Annotated in this window: 13 protein-coding genes; 5 read left to right on the top strand and 8 right to left on the bottom strand. The window is 64.1% G+C overall.

The window, feature by feature from the left end:
- The first annotated feature begins 142 nt into the window (after positions 1 to 142).
- From ACP15K_RS10735 to ACP15K_RS10725, 3 genes are all read left to right on the top strand, one after another.
- Entirely contained in the window at positions 143 to 772 is a 630-nt protein-coding gene (locus ACP15K_RS10735) for a glutathione S-transferase family protein (RefSeq protein ID WP_193140350.1), read from the top strand.
- Positions 773 to 862: 90 nt separating this feature from the next.
- Positions 863 to 2,656, top strand: coding sequence for an ABC transporter ATP-binding protein (locus tag ACP15K_RS10730; RefSeq protein WP_193140351.1), 1,794 nt, complete (start codon positions 863 to 865; stop codon positions 2,654 to 2,656).
- A gap of 251 nt (positions 2,657 to 2,907) precedes the next feature.
- Complete coding sequence (locus ACP15K_RS10725) at positions 2,908 to 5,130, top strand: NADP-dependent isocitrate dehydrogenase (protein WP_424990497.1); 2,223 nt, start codon at positions 2,908 to 2,910, stop codon at positions 5,128 to 5,130.
- Between the two features lie 105 nt (positions 5,131 to 5,235).
- Here ACP15K_RS10725 and gyrB read toward each other — a convergent pair whose 3' ends face one another.
- From gyrB to mutM, 8 genes are all read right to left on the bottom strand, one after another.
- A complete protein-coding gene (gene gyrB, locus ACP15K_RS10720; RefSeq protein ID WP_193140353.1) occupies positions 5,236 to 7,653 on the bottom strand; it encodes a DNA topoisomerase (ATP-hydrolyzing) subunit B in 2,418 nt (805 codons plus the stop codon).
- Positions 7,654 to 7,732: 79 nt separating this feature from the next.
- Positions 7,733 to 8,353, bottom strand: coding sequence for a LysE family translocator (locus ACP15K_RS10715; protein WP_424990496.1), 621 nt, complete (start codon positions 8,351 to 8,353; stop codon positions 7,733 to 7,735).
- Positions 8,354 to 8,402: 49 nt separating this feature from the next.
- The gene (recF, locus tag ACP15K_RS10710; RefSeq protein ID WP_424990495.1) at positions 8,403 to 9,515 is read right to left on the bottom strand and encodes a DNA replication/repair protein RecF; all 1,113 of its coding nucleotides are present in this window, start codon (positions 9,513 to 9,515) and stop codon (positions 8,403 to 8,405) included.
- A gap of 43 nt (positions 9,516 to 9,558) precedes the next feature.
- Positions 9,559 to 10,677, bottom strand: coding sequence for a DNA polymerase III subunit beta (dnaN, locus tag ACP15K_RS10705; RefSeq protein WP_193140356.1), 1,119 nt, complete (start codon positions 10,675 to 10,677; stop codon positions 9,559 to 9,561).
- A 103-nt stretch (positions 10,678 to 10,780) separates the two neighbouring features.
- Positions 10,781 to 12,196, bottom strand: a complete 1,416-nt coding sequence (gene dnaA, locus ACP15K_RS10700; protein ID WP_193140357.1) for a chromosomal replication initiator protein DnaA — start codon at positions 12,194 to 12,196, stop codon at positions 10,781 to 10,783.
- Positions 12,197 to 12,793: 597 nt separating this feature from the next.
- On the bottom strand, positions 12,794 to 13,057 hold the full coding sequence (rpsT, locus tag ACP15K_RS10695) for a 30S ribosomal protein S20 (RefSeq protein ID WP_193140358.1): 264 nt from the start codon (positions 13,055 to 13,057) through the stop codon (positions 12,794 to 12,796).
- A gap of 93 nt (positions 13,058 to 13,150) precedes the next feature.
- Positions 13,151 to 13,927 (bottom strand): enoyl-CoA hydratase-related protein, encoded by a 777-nt coding sequence (locus ACP15K_RS10690; RefSeq protein WP_193140359.1) that lies wholly within the window; start codon positions 13,925 to 13,927, stop codon positions 13,151 to 13,153.
- 64 nt (positions 13,928 to 13,991) lie between these two features.
- Entirely contained in the window at positions 13,992 to 14,858 is an 867-nt protein-coding gene (gene mutM / locus ACP15K_RS10685) for a bifunctional DNA-formamidopyrimidine glycosylase/DNA-(apurinic or apyrimidinic site) lyase (protein WP_193140360.1), read from the bottom strand.
- Between the two features lie 94 nt (positions 14,859 to 14,952).
- On the opposite strand from mutM, the gene ubiE reads away from it, so the two are divergent.
- Both ubiE and ubiB read left to right on the top strand, forming a co-directional pair.
- Positions 14,953 to 15,705 (top strand): bifunctional demethylmenaquinone methyltransferase/2-methoxy-6-polyprenyl-1,4-benzoquinol methylase UbiE, encoded by a 753-nt coding sequence (ubiE, locus tag ACP15K_RS10680; protein ID WP_193140361.1) that lies wholly within the window; start codon positions 14,953 to 14,955, stop codon positions 15,703 to 15,705.
- A complete protein-coding gene (ubiB, locus tag ACP15K_RS10675) occupies positions 15,706 to 17,238 on the top strand; it encodes a 2-polyprenylphenol 6-hydroxylase (protein ID WP_193140362.1) in 1,533 nt (510 codons plus the stop codon).
- The last annotated feature ends 15 nt before the right edge of the window (positions 17,239 to 17,253 follow it).

The raw sequence follows: 17,253 nt of genomic DNA, 5'->3' as shown, positions 1-17,253 counted from the left end.
CCGGTCAGGATGGTCCCACCCCAGATAGGCCTTCCAGTCGCTGGAAGGTCAAGCCCTGCGTGCCGGATTGCGTAACGCATCCGGTTGCCGTGCCCGGCGCGCGATCCTAGGCTGCTGCAAACCGACCACTCAGGACCGCGAAATGATCGATCTGTATACCTGGAGCACCCCCAACGGGCGCAAGATCTCTATCCTTCTGGAAGAACTGGGCGCCCCCTACGCGGTGCACACCGTCAATATCGAGACCGGCGAACAGCATGACCCGGCGTTCCTGCAGGTCAGCCCCAACAACAAGATCCCCGCGATCCATGATCGTGACACTGGGCTGTCGTTGATGGAATCGGGGGCCATCATGGTCTACCTCGCCGAAAAGCACGGCCAGTTCCTGCCCGCAGATCCGCTGGCGCGGGCGCGGGTGATGCAATGGCTGATGTGGCAGATGGGCGGTTTTGGCCCGATGCTGGGGCAGGCGCATCACTTTCTGTACCCGACACGCGGCAAGTCCGAATACGCCGAAGAGCGTTATTCCAAGGAAGCCAGGCGGCTGTACGGCGTGCTGGATCGGCAGCTGGCGCTGGGCGATTGGGTTGCGGGCGATTATTCCATCGCCGACATGGCCATCTTTCCCTGGGCCGCGCGCCATCCCCGGCAAGAGATCGACCTGGCCGAATTTCCCAACGTTGCGCGCTGGTACCGGGTGATGCAGGATCGCGCGCCGGTGCAGCGCGGCTATATCGTGCCCGATGCCAGCCAGGCGCTGCCCCGGATCTGACCCTGCGCACCTGATGCAAGGCGACCACGACCGGGCCGGAGGGATGCGCTGACACTCGACAATTCGCGCTGGTGGTGAAAGAGAAGTCACATGAAGCTGCGCATATTTGGCAAATCCAGCGAGTCGGACGGCAAGCCGTTCTTCACCGCGCAGGATCGCGAGAACATCGCGTGGTTCTGGAACTCGTACCTGAAGAAGCGGACGGTCTGGCTGTTCCTCGTGCTGGGCCTGATCCTGGTGCAGGGGCTGGTCTATCAGCAATTCCTGCGCCTGACGGAAAGCGGTCTGCGGGTCATCTTTGACCAGGGCGCGGCGCGCGATCTGTACAAGGTCTGCGCGCTGGTCTTTGCATTGTTCTTCGTGCGAGGGATCACCTCCTACGTGGTGCCGCGCACCTCGACCTGGCTGGCCTCGGGCGCGGTGATGGAATTGCGCCGCGACCTGATTGAGAAACTGCTGGTGCTGGACCTGTCGTATTTCGAACGCTCCAGCCCCGCCGATATCATCCTGCGGGTGGTGACACAGGCGCAGACCCTGTCGCGCTTCGTGGGGCAGGTGACGATCAACGCGGTGCGCGATGCGGTGATGGTGATCATCGTTTCGAGCTACCTGATCTACAAGGCGCCAGTGCTGTTCATGACCGCGCTGATCATCGCGCCGGTGATCCTGTTCACGCTGCAGTTCGTATCCCGCCGGATCAAGCATGTGCAGCGCACGGCGGAATCGGCGCTTGCCGCCTATATGAACACGCTGGAAGAGACCGTGAACGGGATGCGCACGGTCAAGATCTCGAACCAGGAAGAGTTCGAAGAGGCCCGCCTTCAGGCCACCAACGAGAAGATCCGCGATCTGCAGGTCAGGGTGCAGGCGGCGCAGGCGATCGTGCTGCCGGCCATCGATTTCGCCTCGGCCTTCGCCTATGCCATGGTCATCGGTCTGGGCGGCTACATGGCCATCAGCCCGAATCATGACATCGACGGCGCCGCGATCATCACCTTCATGCTGGGGCTGGTCATGGTCTTCGACCCGCTGCGGGCGCTGGCCAAGTTCTTTACCCAGTTGCAGCAGCAACTGGTGCAACTGGATTCGGTCCATTCGATCATGCGGCAAAAGCCCAGCATCGTGGACGTGCCCAATGCCACCGACGACTTTGACGCCGCCGCAGACATCCGGCTTGAGAAGGTGACCTTCGGCTATACCGCCGACCAGCCGCTGTTCAAGGATCTGGACCTGACTTTCGACGGTGGCAAGCGCACCGCCATTGTCGGCGCCACCGGGTCGGGCAAGACCACGGTGCTCAGCCTGCTGGGACGGCTCTATGACATTCAGGACGGCGCGGTGATGATCGGCGATCACAACGTGCGCGATATCCGCATCTCGACCCTGCGCAAGTCGTTCTCGGTGGTGGCGCAGGACATCGTGATCTTCAACGCCTCGATCTGGGAAAACATCAAATACGTGCGGCCACAGTCCACCGACGAAGAAATCTGGGCCGCCGCCGAAGCCGCCGAGATCGCCAAGTTGATCCGCGATCGGGGCGACACGCCGCTGGGCCCCAAGGGGGCGCAACTGTCGGGCGGTCAGAAACAGCGGATCGCCATCGCGCGCGCCTTCCTGCGCTCGGCGCCGATCCTGCTGCTGGACGAGGCCACCTCGGCGCTGGACCAGCGCACCGAAGAACGGATCAAGGGTGCGCTGAACCGCCTGTCCCAAGGCAAGACCACGATCATCGTGGCGCATCGGCTGTCGTCGGTCATCGACGCCGACAAGATCTATGTTCTGGATCAGGGCCGGGTCGTCGAGACCGGCACCCACGCCGAGCTTCTGGCCCTGGGCGGGCTATACGCCGGCATGTACACGACCCAGAAGGAAGGCTACCGCTAACGGTTCGAAACCGGGCGCGTTTGCTGCATTCGCGACGCTTTTGCCGGGATATCCGGCAAAGCGTGGCAACATGTCGTCGCCCCTGCGGCATCTGACGAATTGATTTGCCGGGCCGCGTGATTTAATCGGCTGGTAGCCATTCATGGGCCACCACACGGTTCCCTTGCCGGAACCGTCTGCACGGCCAAAGCTGCGGCCGGTTGCGGCCCCGGCGGATCACCATCGCACCAGAACGAAAAAGGGCAACTCTCATGGCGGACACCACGACCCCGGATATTGTGTATACCATTGTAGACGAAGCGCCGGAGCTGGCCAGTGCCTCGTTCCTGCCGATCATCCGGTCGTTCACCAGCGCCGCCGGCGTGTCGGTGGGGACCAAGGATATTTCGGTCGCGGGCCGCATTCTGGCCACCTTCCCCGAGCGCCTGACCGAGGCGCAGCGCATTTCGGACGATCTGGCCGAACTGGGCCAGCTGGTGAAGACGCCGGACGCCAATGTCATCAAGCTGCCCAACATCTCGGCCTCGATGCCGCAGCTGAACGCCGCCATCGCCGAGCTTCAGGCCAAGGGCTATGACATCCCGTCCTACCCGAACGACCCCGCCACCGACGAAGAGCACGACATCAAGGCGCGCTACGACGCCATCAAGGGGTCGGCCGTGAACCCGGTGCTGCGCGAAGGCAACTCGGACCGCCGGTCTGCCCGCGCGGTGAAGAACTTCGCCCAGAAGAACCCGCATTCGATGGGGAAATGGTCGCCGGACAGCAAGACCAAGGTCTCGTCGATGCCGGGCAACGACTTCTATGCCAACGAGAAATCGGCCACCATCACCGCTGACCAGGCGGGCGATGCCCGGATCGAATTCGTGGCCAAGGACGGCGCGGTGACGGTTCTGAAGGACGGCTGGACGCTGGACGAAGGCACGGTCGCCGATGCGACCTTCCTGTCGGTCAAGGCGTTGGCGGATTTCCTGGGCGCCGCGATCGAGGACACCAAGGCCGACGGCACGATGTTCTCGCTGCACATGAAGGCCACGATGATGAAGGTCTCGGACCCGATCATTTTCGGCCATGCGGTCAAGGCGTGGCTGGCGCCGATCTTTGCCAAATACGGCAGCGCGCTTGAAGCCGCCGGTGTCAACCCGAACTCGGGCATGGGCGACGTGCTGGCCCGCATCGCCACCCTGCCGAACGCCGCCGAGATCCAGGCCGAGATCGACGCCCTGACCGCCGAACGCCCCGCCATGTACATGGTGGACAGCGACAAGGGCATCACCAACCTGCATGTACCGTCGGATGTCATCATCGACGCCTCGATGCCGGCGGTGATCCGCGCTGGCGGCAAGGGCTGGGATGCGGCCGGCAACAAGGGCGACACCAACTGTGTCATTCCCGACCGCTGCTATTCCACGGTCTATGACGAGAGCATCAAGTTCTTCAAAGAGAACGGCGCGCTGGACGTCACCAAGGCTGGTTCCGTGGCCAACGTCGGCCTGATGGCCCAGAAGGCCGAGGAATACGGCTCGCACCCGACCACCTTCGAAGCACCCGCCGATGGCACCATCCGCATCGTTCTGGCCAATGGCGAGACCCTGCACAGCCACGACGTGGAGGCCGGCGACATCTGGCGCTCCTGCACCGTCAAGAAGGCCCCGATCGAGAATTGGATCCAGCTGGCGTTGGACCGTCAGCGTCTGACCGGTTCGGAAGCGATCTTCTGGCTGGACGCGAACCGCGCCCATGACGCCGAGCTGATCAAATACGTGACCCCGGCGCTGGAAGCCGCCGGTGTGGCGGACAAGTTCGTGATCCTGGCCCCGCGCGAGGCCACCCGGCAGTCGCTGGAAACCATCACCGCGGGAAAGGACAGCATCGCCATCACCGGCAACGTGCTGCGGGACTACCTGACCGACCTGTTCCCGATCCTCGAACTGGGCACCTCGGCCAAGATGCTGTCCATCGTCAAGCTGATGAACGGCGGCGGGTTGTTCGAAACCGGCGCTGGCGGATCGGCCCCCAAGCACGTGCAGCAGCTGATGGAAGAAAACCACCTGCGCTGGGATTCCATGGGCGAATTCTGCGCCCTGGGCGAAAGCCTGAACTTCCTGGCTGACAGCAAGGGCAACGCCAAGGCCGGTGTTCTGGGCAAGGCGGCCGAAGCCGCCACGCAGGGCATCCTTGACGACAACCGTTCGCCCTCGCGCAAGGTCGGAGAGCCGGACAACCGCGACAGCCACTATTGGTTCGCCCGCTACTGGGCCGAAGCCCTGGCCGCGCAGGACGAGGACGCCGACCTGGCCGCGCATTTCGCCCCCATCGCGAAAGAGCTGGCCGAGAAGGAAGCGACCATCGTCGCCGAGCTGGCGGCAGCGCAGGGTGCCCCGGCGGATCTGGGCGGCTACTACAAGACCGACCCGGTCAAGACGGCAGCCGTGATGCGCCCCAGCGCCACGCTGAACGCCATCTTCGGCTAAACGCCGGCAGGTGAAAAAGAATTGGGCCGCTGCAAGAGATTGCAGCGGCCCTTTTACGTGTTCGGTGCCAAGGCGCGCCGGGGAGGCGTTCCCGCAGTCTGCGGCTCAGAAATCCAGGTTGGCGACGCTCAACGCGTTGGCCTGGATGAACTCGCGGCGCGGTTCGACCACGTCACCCATCAGTTTGGTGAAGATGTCGTCGGCCTCGGCCACATCGTCGATCTTGACCTGCAACAGGGTGCGATATTCCGGGTCCAGCGTGGTTTCCCACAGCTGGCTGGGGTTCATCTCGCCCAAACCCTTGTAGCGTTGCAGGGTGAGACCCTTTTCGCCTTCGACCAGGATCGCCTTCAGCAGGTCCAGCGGGCCGTAGATCTCGGTGGTCTTGTCGCGGCGGTGCAGGGTGGCGGGCTGGCCATAGACCTCTTGCAGGGCCTCGGTAAGGCCGCCCAGACGGCGCGCCTCGCCCGAGCGCAGGACATGGCCGTCCAGGGTGCGCACCTCGTCGACGCCGCGCACGGCACGCACAAGGCGCAAGCCGCGATCCTGCGTCGGCCGTCCGACCCAGCCGCGTTCGTATTCCAGCGAAACCAGATCCAGCCGCTGCGCCACCGTGTTTGCGGTGGCCTGGATATCGGCATCCACCGCGCCGGGCAGAAAGGCGCCGGCGATGGCCGCCTGTTCGAGAATGTGCAGCGGATAGAGCGTCGGGAAGGCGCTCAGAACCCGGCGGGTCTTGCGGGCCTCTTCCACCACGCGCAGCAGATCCTGCCCGACGATTTCCTCGCCCGTGCCAAGCCGCAGCATGGCGCCGTCGATGCCCATCTCGATCAGGTAGTTGTCCAGTTCCGCCTGATCCTTCAGGTAGCGTTCGGACTTCCCGCGCGACACCTTGAACAGCGGCGGTTGCGCGATGTAGAGGTATCCGCCCTCGATGATCTGGGGCATCTGCCGGAAGAAGAAGGTCAGCAGCAGGGTGCGGATGTGCGCGCCGTCGACATCCGCGTCGGTCATGATGATGATCTTGTGATAGCGCAGCTTTTCAATGTCGAATTCATCGCGCCCGATGCCGGTGCCGAGCGCGGTGATCAGCGTGCCGATCTCCTGGCTGGACAGCATCCGGTCGAAGCGCGCGCGTTCGACGTTCAGGATCTTGCCGCGCAGGGGCAGCACCGCCTGGTTGGCCCGCGCCCGGCCCTGTTTGGCCGAACCGCCGGCCGAGTCGCCCTCGACCAGGAACAATTCGCGGGCGTGCGGTTCGCGCGCCTGACAGTCGGCCAGCTTGCCGGGCAGCGAGGCGATGTCCAGCGACGATTTCTTCCGGGTCAGTTCCCGCGCCCGGCGGGCGGCTTCGCGGGCCAGCGCGGCCTCGATGATCTTGGTGGCGATGGTCTTGGCCACCACCGGGTTTTCGTCGAACCATTCGCCCAGCTTCTCGTTCACCAGGCTTTCCACGGCCGGACGCACTTCCGAGCTGACCAGCTTGTCCTTGGTCTGGCTTGAGAATTTTGGATCTGGCACCTTCACCGACAACACGCAGGTCAGCCCCTCGCGGGCATCGTCGCCGGTGAAGTTGATCTTCTCGCGCTTGGCGATACCGCTGGAGTTGGCATAGAGGTTCAGGGTCCGCGTCAGCGCCCCCCGGAAGCCCGCCAGATGGGTGCCGCCATCGCGCTGCGGAATGTTGTTGGTAAACGGCAGCACCATCTCGTTGTAGCTGTCGTTCCACCACATGGCGACTTCGACGCTGATGCCGTCCTTTTCGCCGGTGATAAAGATCGGTTCCTCCATCAGCGGGGTCTTGGAGCGATCCAGGTAGCGGACGAATTCCTTCACGCCACCGTCATAGTGCATTTCCGCCACCTGCGGCTCGGCGGGGCGTTCGTCGCGCAATTCGATGCGCACCCCCGAGTTCAGGAAGGCCAGTTCGCGCAGGCGGTTTTCCAGGGTCTTGAAGCTGTAGTCCAGGTTCGAGAACGTGTTGGTCGAGGCCATGAAGCGGACCTCGGTGCCGGTGCGGTCGCCGGCCTCGCCCACCACCTTCAGATGCACGACGGTTTCGCCGTGTTCGAACCGGGCAAAGTGTTCCTTGCCCTCGCGCCAGACGCGCAGTTCCAACCAGTCGGACAGGGCGTTCACCACCGACACGCCGACGCCGTGCAACCCGCCCGACACCTTGTAGGAGTTCTGGTCGAATTTCCCGCCCGCGTGCAGCTGGGTCATGATGACCTCGGCCGCCGAGACGCCTTCTTCCTCGTGGATGCCGACGGGGATGCCACGGCCGTTGTCGCTGACCGAGACGCTGCTGTCGGCGTGGATCGTGACGGTCACGCGGTCGGCATGTTTGGCCAGCGCCTCGTCAATGCCGTTGTCCACGACCTCATAGACCATGTGGTGCAGGCCCGAGCCATCGTCGGTGTCGCCGATATACATCCCCGGACGTTTGCGGACAGCTTCCAGGCCTTTGAGAACCTTGATGGAATCCGCGCCGTATTCTTCAGGGGATTGTTTGGTTTCGACCATGCGTCCTGCCCTTTAATTCGTTGTCATCTTATAGGCGGACGGGCCGGGATTGTCACGGGCAAGGCCGCATATTTACGCGCTATGTAAAGGGGATGAGACAGCCGACGGCGATCATCAGGCCGCCGGCGACAAGGTTGGTCCGGCGCAGCGCCCCGGGCGAGGTCAGCACCCGCCGGATCCGGTCGATGAAGGCCGCGAGGATCAGGTTGCCGATCAGCGGAATCGCCATCGACAGGCCCACGATGGCGGCGATGTCGGCACTGGTCAGCCGGGTCAGATCGAAGAAGCCCGGCAGGATGCCCATGTAGAACAGGATCGCTTTGGGGTTGCCGAGGATGACCGCCAGCCCGGCCAGAAACCCGGCCCACATGCCGGGGCGGGTCAGGCGGCTGTCGGTGGACAGGTCGCGATCTGCGTGGCGGATCAGGTTGACCCCCATGATCCAGAACACCGCCACCCCGACAAACCGCAGCACGGTCATGAAGCCTGCGAATTCCTGTGCGATCCAGCTGACCCCCAGAATGGCCAGAAACGGCCACAGCGCGTCGCCCACAACCACGCCCAGGGCAAGCGGCCAGGCAGCCGGGAACCCGCCGGACAGGGCGCGCGCGGACAGGGCCAGCCAGACAGGACCGGGGGTCAGGAACAGGGCCAGTAGGGCGGCGGCATACAGCGCCAGATCGGAGAGGGATGCGGTCATCGGGACGGGATAATCGGGCCGGTCCCGCCGTTCAAGAGCAGCCGGAGTGTCAACCGGGCAAACCCGGATCGACCCGGCTGGTGCCCGCGTCTTCGGACACCGCCAGATGCTGGCCCCGCGCCCCCAGCGCGTCGAACAGATGGGCGTCGGTGCCGGTCATCCAGGCCTGCGCGCCCAGGGCGCAGATCTCGTCGTACAGCGCGGCGCGGCGGGTCTCGTCCAGATGCGCCGCGATCTCGTCCAGCAGCAGCACCGGGGCGGTGCCGTCGCGGTCGCGCAGCGCGCGGGCATTGGCCAGCACCAGCGAGATCAGCAGCGCCTTCTGTTCCCCGGTCGAACATTGCGCCGCAGTGACGCCCTTGGCGCTGTAGACGGCCTCCAGATCGACCCGGTGCGGGCCAGTCAGGCTGCGCCCGGCGCGCAGATCGGCCGCCCGGCTGCGCGCCATGGCGGCGGTCAGCGCATCCTCTGTGTCGCCCGGATCGGCGTCCTCGGGCCAGTGCAGCGCCAGATCCGGAGTCGGAAAGGCCGTTTCGGCACCGTTCTGCGCCGCCGCGATCTGTCCCAGGGCCGCTTGCCGGTTCTGGATCATCCGCGCCCCGGCCTCGGCCATTTGCGCCTCAAGCGCGTCGTACCAGCGGGCGTCCTGCACCTGATCCTTCAGCAGACGGTTGCGGTCGCGCATGGATTTTTCATAGGCCAGCGCCGCGCGGGCATGATCGGGAAAGAAGCTGAGCGTCATGCGATCCAGGAACCGGCGGCGTCCCTCGGCCCCCTCCAGCCACAGACGGTCCATGCTGGGCACCAGCCAGAGCATGGGGACCAGCCGCCCCAATTCGGTCTGGGCGGCGGGTTTGCCGTCGATGCGGGTGCTGCGCGGTTGCCCGGCCTCGGCGCGGATGTCGATCTCGTGCTTCTGCGCGCCCAGATCGATCAGCGCGCCGACGCGCCAGCCCAGTTGCTCGGGGCGGCGCACCAGGTCGGCCGCCGTGGCCCGGCGCAACCCGCGCCCCGGTGACAGCAGGGAAATGGCTTCCAGAAGGTTGGTCTTGCCCGCGCCGTTGGGACCGAACAGGGCCACGGGCCGCGCGTCTACCTGAACCGAGGCGCGCAGGTGCGACCGGAAATGCGACAGGGTCAGATGGGTGACGGCACGGGTCATGCGGGCGGTGTCGCGGGCCCGGTGTCAGGCCGCGGCCAGCGGGTCAGACCCGCATCGGCATCACGACATAGACCGCCGAGTCGTCGCTGCCTTCGCGCATCAGGGTCGGATCGCCCGCCGAATTGAACAGGAACACGGCGTTTTCGCGATCCACCTGGCTGGCAATCTCCAGCAGGTACTTGGCGTTGAAGCCGATCTCAAGCGGCTCGTCGCCATAGGACACCGCCAGTTCTTCCTCGGCGGCACCGCTGTCGGGGGCGTTGACCGACAGGGTCAGCCGATCCTCGTCCAGCGCCAGTTTGACGGCGCGCGAGCGTTCCGACGACACGGTGGCCACGCGATCCACGGCGCGCGCGAAATCCGAGGCGTCGACTTCCAGCTTGCGGGTGTTGCCGACCGGAATGACGCGGGTGTAATCGGGGAAAGTGCCGTCGATGACCTTTGACGTCAGGGTGATGTCGGGGGTGGCAAAGCGCACCTTGGTTTCCGACACCGACACCGCGATCTCGGCGTCATCGTCTTCCAGCAGCTTGCGCAATTCGCCCACGGTCTTGCGCGGCACGATCACGCCCGGCATGTCGTCGGCTTTCGGCGGCAGCGGCGCATCGATGCGGGCCAGACGGTGACCGTCGGTGGCCACGCAGCGCAGGGTGGGCTGGCCGCCCGCATCGGCGACATGCATGTAGACGCCGTTCAGATAGTACCGGGTTTCTTCGGTCGAGATGGCAAATTTCGATTTGTCGAACAGGCGCTTCAGGGTGCCGGCGGTGGCTGTGAAATTGGCCGCGTATTCGGCGGTGGCCATCACCGGGAAATCTTCCTTCGGCAGCGTGGCCAGGGTGAACTGGGCGCGCCCGGCTTCGACCTTCAGGGTGTTGCTGGTGCTGTCGGCGGTCAGTTCGACCAGGGCGCCATCGGGCAGCTTGCGCACGATTTCGTGGAAGGTGACCGCGGACACCGTGGTGGCACCGGCCTGATGGACCTGGGCCGGGGCGGTGTCCAGAACCTCGATGTCCAGGTCGGTGGCGCGGAACCGCACGGCCGCGCCTTCGGCTTCGATCAGGACGTTCGAGAGGATCGGGATGGTGTTGCGCCGTTCGACAACGGATTGCGCCTGGGACACCGCTTTCAGCAACGTGCCGCGTTCGATACTCAGTTTCATGCCACGGTCCTCAGCTCACAAGGGAGTGTGACGCTAGCGGATTTCTGACATGGTACAAGCCGTTTTCTGCGATTTTTTACGGGTTTTCCGCGCGCTGGCAGCCTCAGGCTTCCAAAGCGCGGCGCAGCAACTCCAGATCATCGGCAACCTGACTGTCTTTCAGGCGCAATTCCTCGATCCGCTTGACGCCGTGCATGATCGTGGTGTGATCGCGGCCGCCGAACTTGCGCCCGATCTCGGGCAGCGAGCGCGAGGTCAGGGACTTGGACAGATACATGGCGATCTGGCGCGGGCGGGCGATGGTGCGCACGCGGGTCGGGCCGATCAGCTCGCTGAGGCGGATGTTGTAGTGTTCCGACACCCGGCGCTGGATCTCCTCGACGGTGACCTTGCGTTCCGAGACGCGCAGCACGTCTGACAGGCAATCCTGCGTCATTTCCATGGTGACTTCGCGGCCGCAAAGGTTGGCCAGCGCGCAAAGCCGGATCAGCGCGCCTTCCAGCACCCGCACGTTGGTCGAGATGCGATGCGCGAGGAACTCCAGAACGCCCGAGCCGATCACCAGACCGGGATACTGCTGGGCATAGACTTCGACCTTCTGCTGAAGGATGCCGAGGCGCAGTTCGTAATCGGTGGGGTGCAGGTCCACAACCAGACCGCATTGCAGGCGCGACTTGATGCGCTCCTCCATCTCGGTCATCTCGCCCGGCGCGCGGTCGCCCGAGATGATGATCTGCTTGCGCTGATCCACCAGGGCATTGAACGTATGGAAGAATTCGTCCTGGGTGCTGTCCTTGCCGGCGATGAACTGCACGTCATCGACCATCAGCACATCGACCGAGCGGAACAGTTGCTTGAAGTTCATCATCTCGCGTTCGCGCAGCGCCTGCACGAAGCGGTACATGAACTGTTCGGCAGACAGATAGACAATCTGAAGCTCGGGCTTGTTCTTTTGCAACTCCCAGGCGATCGCGTGCATCAGGTGGGTCTTGCCCAGCCCGACGCCGCCATAAAGGAACAGCGGGTTGAAATTCACCGGGCCGCCTTCGGCCACGCGGCGGGCGGCAGCATGGGCCAGTTCGTTGGGCGGGCCGACGACGAAGCGGTCAAAGGTATAGCGGGCATCCAGCTTGCCGCCGGGCTCCTCGATCCGGGGGGCAGGGGCGGAGGCCTGGACCTGGGGCGTTGCCAGCGCGGGTGCGGCGGCCACGGCGGCCACCTCGGCGGTGGCCATGGCCGGTGCATCGGCGGTGGCTGCAGCCGCGATCGGACTGCCGGCCAGACGCACGTCGAATTCGATGCGGCGCACCTTGGCCCCGGCAGAGTGCAGATGCGCCAGGATCTTGTCGGCGTAATTCCGGTTTACCCAGGTGCCGATGAAATTGGTGGGAACGTGAAAATGGGCAACGCCATCCTCGAAAGTGTTGAACTCGATCGGGCTGATCCATGTCTTGTAGTTGTGATCGCCCACTGACTGCCGAAGAGCGAGTTGAACCTCGCCCCATATTTCGTTTGTCATTCTTTTCAGCCCATTCGTTCCTGACCGCGTGCCTGGCGCGGATGCCCCTGTCCTGCATTCACACATCCCGACAAACCTGTCCCGTCCGGTCGAAACCGGTTTGTCGCCACGCGACACGGCCCGCTTGCCCCGAGCCGGGGATCCGCACTGCTTCAGAACCCCCGAAAACCGGAAGTTGCCGCACAGAGCGGTCTGCCAAATAATGGACACGCTTCGATTGAACGGATGCCCTTATCCGTTCAAAGCTGGCCCCTCCTCCGGTGAAAACACCGGACACAGCCAGAGCTTACGCCACCTCAAACCGGTCGGAACCGGCCAATCATCCGTTACCCCCGCAAGGATCAACTTCCATTTCGTGGTGCGTATCTCATGTCCCCCAAAGACGATGTGAATCGCAGGATGACACTAGCAATCGGGCCTCGTCCGGCGCAACAGAACTTACATATTGACATGTCGATTGCCGAAATCGAATCCAGATTTTCGAAAAATAGAAGCAAAAACAATAGGGTGGAGGCGTGCGATTCTGGACACACGGTAGACAAGAAAAAAGGAGGCCCAAGCGGACCTCCCTCGACACGGTTTCCCGTTAAGGTGGTGTTAACCGATCGCTTTGACGCGGGCCGACAGGCGCGACATCTTGCGCGATACGGTGTTCTTGTGGAACACACCTTTGGTCACGCCGCGCATCAGCTCGGGCTGAGCTTCGCGCAGAGCGGTGGACGCTGCATCCTTGTCCCCCGATGCAATGGCTTCTTCGACATTGCGCAGGAAGGTGCGGATACGCGACCGGCGCGCCTTGTTGACGGCGTAGCGACGCTCGTTCTGGCGGGCGCGCTTTTTGGATTGGGGCGTATTAGCCATAGTCGTTCTTCCCAGTTTTGGGGTGAAATCCGATGAAGCCAGCCGTCTAGACGCGACTCGCCGGCAAGTCAACCGCCTTGCACCGTTTTCCCGCTACTTGTCGCGGAACTGCGGGTCGCGCTTCTGGGCGAAAGCCTCCATGCCTTCGGTCTGGTCAGCGCTGGCGAACATCATGTGGAAGGTACGCCGTTCGAACAGAAGCCCGTCGGACAGCGACATTTCCTGGCTCTGGTTCACGGTTTCCTTGACGGCCATCACGGTGATCCGCGACTTTTCGGCAATTTTCAGGGCGGCGGTGCGCGCTTCGTCCAGCAGGGACTTGCCCGGCACCACGCGGCTGACCAGACCCGACCGTTCGGCCTCTTCGGCCTTCATGAAGCGGCCGGTCAGATGCATGTCCATGGACTTCGCCTTGCCCACGGCGCGGGTCAGGCGCTGGGTGCCGCCCAGGGCGGCGTTCACGCCAAGGTTGATCTCGGGCTGGCCGAATTTCGCCGATTCTGCCGCGATGATGAAATCGCACATCATGGCCAGTTCGCAACCGCCGCCCAGGGCATAGCCCGCGACAGCGGCGATGATCGGCTTGCGGCAATCCTGGAATTGCCGGGTCAGCGGCCCGAAGTGATCGGTGATATAGACATCGACGAAGGACTTTTCCGCCAGTTCGGTGATGTCTGCCCCGGCCGCAAAGGCCTTTTCGTTGCCGGTGATGATCGTGCAGCGAACCTTGTCGTTCCCCTCGATCATGCTCAACGCGTCGCACAGCTCGCCCATGAGTTGGATGTTCAAGGCGTTCATCGCCTCGGGGCGGTTGAGCGTGATCAGCGCGACGTGGTCTTCAATCTCGAGGATCAGCGTCTCGTAGGCCATGGGTACCTGCCATAACAGTTTCAGCAGTCCCACGCCTTAGCAGGCGATTTGCGGCGGTTTCAAGCTATCTTTGGCAGGCCGGGCAATAGAAGCTGGATCGTCCCGATTGCACGATCCGCCGAATGGTGCCGCCACAACCGGGTTGCAGACAGGGGGCGCCTTCGCGGCCATAGGCTTGAAAACTGTGCTGAAAATAGCCCAGCTCGCCGTCCGGTTGCCGGTGGTCTTTCAGGGTCGAGCCTCCGGCGGCGATGGCCTCGTGCAGAACTGTCCGAATGATGGGCACCAGCGCGGCGGTGCGCGCGGCGGCAATCTTGCCGGCCTTGCGGGTCGGGGCGATTCCGGCGCGATGCAGCGCCTCGCAGACATAGATGTTGCCCAGCCCGGCCACGATCCGCTGATCCAGCAGCGCCGATTTGACCGGTGCGGCGCGGCCCTTGAAGGCGGCCACCAGATGCGCCTCGTGAAAGCCGTTGCCCAGCGGTTCGGGGCCCAGTCCGGCCAGCAGGCGATGCTGTTCGACCATTTCGGTGGGCGCCAGATCCATCGCGCCGAATCGCCGGGGATCGTTGAAAACCACCTGTGCCCCCTGATCGAAGGACAGCACCACGTGATCGTGCTTCTGTGGTGCGGGGTGGGTGTGATGAAAGCCGCCCGGTTGCGACACCGCGGTCTCTGGGGCCGAAATCAGCACCCGGCCCGACATGCCCAGGTGCCAGATCAGGGTCTCGCCACCCGAAAGATCACACAGGATGTATTTTGACCGCCGCCGCAGGGCCAGCACCCTTTGCCCGGTCAGCCGTGCCGCCATGTCGGGCGGAAACGGCCAGCGCAGATCGGGTCGGCGCACCAGGGCCGTGGTGATGACCCGCCCGGTCATGACGGGTTCCAGGCCGCGGCGCACGGTCTCGACCTCGGGTAATTCGGGCATCACGGACTCCTGCGGCTGAATGCACGGGGTGGACGCGTTGTATCGGCGCGCCAGCGCCCTATAAGAAGGCTTGGACCCGACAACGGCAAGAGCGATGACCCAGGACAAGAGCAGCACGACGCATTTCGGAAACCGTGAAGTTCCCGAAGAAGACAAGGCCGGACTGGTGCAGGGGGTCTTTACCTCGGTCGCCTCGCGCTATGATGTCATGAACGACGTGATGTCGGTGGGCGTGCATCGCCTGTGGAAAGACGCGATGATGGATTGGCTGGCCCCGCGCGACGGCCAGCGCCTGCTGGACGTGGCCGGCGGTACCGGCGACATCGCCTTTCGTTTCCTGAAGCGCGCCCCCGAGGCACAGGTCACGGTGCTGGACCTGACAGCGTCGATGCTGGAAGCCGGGCGTCAGCGCGCCGAGGCCGAGGCCCTGTCGGATCGGCTTGACTGGATCGTCGGCGACGCCATGGCCCTGCCTTTCGCCGACAACACCTTCGACCGCTACACGATCAGTTTCGGCATCCGTAACGTCACCCGCGTGCAGGACGCCCTGAACGAGGCCTTCCGCGTGCTGCGTCCCGGTGGCCGCCTGATGGTGCTGGAATTCAGCCAACTGCCGAACCCGGCGATGCAATGGGCCTATGATCGCTATTCCTACAACGTGATCCCGCAGATGGGGCAGGTCATCGCCCAGGATCGCGACAGCTATCAGTACCTGGTGGAATCGATCCGAAAGTTTCCCGATCAGGAAACCTTTGCCGGGATGATCCGCACCGCCGGGTTCGATCAGGTGAAATTCCGCAATCTGTCGATGGGCATCGCGGCCCTGCATTCGGGCTGGAAACTGTAAGTGCGCGGTCCCCACAACATCTGGCGCCTGATCCGCACCGGCGCCACGTTCGAACGGACCGGCGCCATGAGCGTGGTTCTGGATGCCTTCCGGGCACCGGCCAGCCTGCGCATGGCGGCGCGGGTGCTGGGCTGGCCCTTTGCGCCGCTGGGATTGAAGGGCGACATGTCGATGCCGCCGGCCACGCGGGCGCTGACCGCGCTGGGTCCGGCCTACATCAAGTTCGGGCAGGTGCTGTCGACGCGTCCCGATGTGGTGGGCGATGATCTGGCCCGGCAACTGTCGGTGCTGCAGGACAAGCTGCCCCCGTTCTCGGTGGAGGAGGCCAAGGCCGAGGTCGCGCGCGAGCTTGAGATCGATGTCGATGAGGTGTTTTCCGAGTTCAGCGCGCCGGTGGCCGCGGCTTCGATCGCGCAGGTCCACATGGCGCGGCTGGCCTCGACCGGCGAGAAGGTCGCCGTCAAGGTCCTGCGTCCGGGCATCGAAAAGGCATTCCGCAAGGACATCGACGCCTTCTACCTGACCGCCAGCCTGATCGAGACGCTGTCTCCGGCCTCGCGGCGTTTGCGGCCCAACGATGTCATCACCCATTTCGAAGGGGTGGTGATGGGCGAGCTTGACCTGCGGCTGGAAGCCTCGGCAGCGGCGGAATTCGCCGCGACCACCGCCAATGACGAGGGTTTCGTGGTGCCCAAGGTGCATTGGGGGCTGTCCGGGCGCCGGGTGATGACGATGGATTGGGCCGAAGGCGTCGCCGCCAGCGATCTGGATGCCATCAATGCGGCCGGTCACGACAAGGCGGATCTGGCGGCGCGGATCCTGCAGGGCTTCCTGAAACAGGCGCTGCGCGACGGCTATTTCCACGCCGACATGCATCAGGGCAACCTGAAGATTTCCGCTGAAAGCGAGATCATCGCGCTGGATTTCGGGATCATGGGGCGGATCGACGAATACACGCGCCGGGTCTATGCCGAGATCCTCTATGGGTTCATCCGCAAGGACTATCACCGGGTGGCCGAGGTGCATTTCGAAGCCGGCTATGTGCCCGCGGACCGCGATATCGACGAATTCGCCCGCGCCCTGCGCGCGGTGGGCGAGCCGATTTTCGGCATGGATGCCACGCGAATCTCGATGGCGCGGCTTCTGAATTATCTGTTTGAAGTAACAGAGAAATTCGGGATGGAGACCCGAACCGAGCTGATCCTTCTTCAACGCACCATGGTGGTGGTCGAAGGCGTGGCCCGTTCTCTGGACCCGCATATCAACATCTGGGACGTGGCCCATCCGGTGGTCGAGGATTACATCAAGAAGAGCATCGGCCCGCGCGCGGCGATGCGCGATCTGGTGCGCACCGGGCAGGTTCTGGCACGGTTCGGACCCCGGTTGCCGGGGCTGGTCGAGAAGCTGTTGGTGGAACAGATGCATCCGCCGCAGGTGCCGGCAACGGTGCCGCTGCGGACGAAACTCAACTGGGCGGCCCTGGGCGCGGGCGGCATGGCACTGGTGGCGGTTGTGGTGGCCTCTCTGGGGTGAGGCTGGGTGCGGCAG

This window comes from Fluviibacterium sp. S390 (assembly GCF_049800695.1).
Lineage (GTDB): Bacteria > Pseudomonadota > Alphaproteobacteria > Rhodobacterales > Rhodobacteraceae > Meridianimarinicoccus.
Note: the sequence above shows the minus strand (reverse complement) of the source record. Positions and strands in the feature narration are given on the sequence as shown.

What these genes read in the sequence shown, in the direction of transcription:
- ACP15K_RS10735 (WP_193140350.1), top strand. Translation starts at nt 143, where the DNA reads ATGATCGATCTGTATACCTGGAGCACCCCCAACGGGCGCAAGATCTCT.
- ACP15K_RS10730 (WP_193140351.1), top strand. Translation starts at nt 863, where the DNA reads ATGAAGCTGCGCATATTTGGCAAATCCAGCGAGTCGGACGGCAAGCCG.
- ACP15K_RS10725 (WP_424990497.1), top strand. Translation starts at nt 2,908, where the DNA reads ATGGCGGACACCACGACCCCGGATATTGTGTATACCATTGTAGACGAA.
- gyrB (WP_193140353.1), bottom strand. Translation starts at nt 7,653, where the DNA reads ATGGTCGAAACCAAACAATCCCCTGAAGAATACGGCGCGGATTCCATC.
- ACP15K_RS10715 (WP_424990496.1), bottom strand. Translation starts at nt 8,353, where the DNA reads ATGACCGCATCCCTCTCCGATCTGGCGCTGTATGCCGCCGCCCTACTG.
- recF (WP_424990495.1), bottom strand. Translation starts at nt 9,515, where the DNA reads ATGACCCGTGCCGTCACCCATCTGACCCTGTCGCATTTCCGGTCGCAC.
- dnaN (WP_193140356.1), bottom strand. Translation starts at nt 10,677, where the DNA reads ATGAAACTGAGTATCGAACGCGGCACGTTGCTGAAAGCGGTGTCCCAG.
- dnaA (WP_193140357.1), bottom strand. Translation starts at nt 12,196, where the DNA reads ATGACAAACGAAATATGGGGCGAGGTTCAACTCGCTCTTCGGCAGTCA.
- rpsT (WP_193140358.1), bottom strand. Translation starts at nt 13,057, where the DNA reads ATGGCTAATACGCCCCAATCCAAAAAGCGCGCCCGCCAGAACGAGCGT.
- ACP15K_RS10690 (WP_193140359.1), bottom strand. Translation starts at nt 13,927, where the DNA reads ATGGCCTACGAGACGCTGATCCTCGAGATTGAAGACCACGTCGCGCTG.
- mutM (WP_193140360.1), bottom strand. Translation starts at nt 14,858, where the DNA reads ATGCCCGAATTACCCGAGGTCGAGACCGTGCGCCGCGGCCTGGAACCC.
- ubiE (WP_193140361.1), top strand. Translation starts at nt 14,953, where the DNA reads ATGACCCAGGACAAGAGCAGCACGACGCATTTCGGAAACCGTGAAGTT.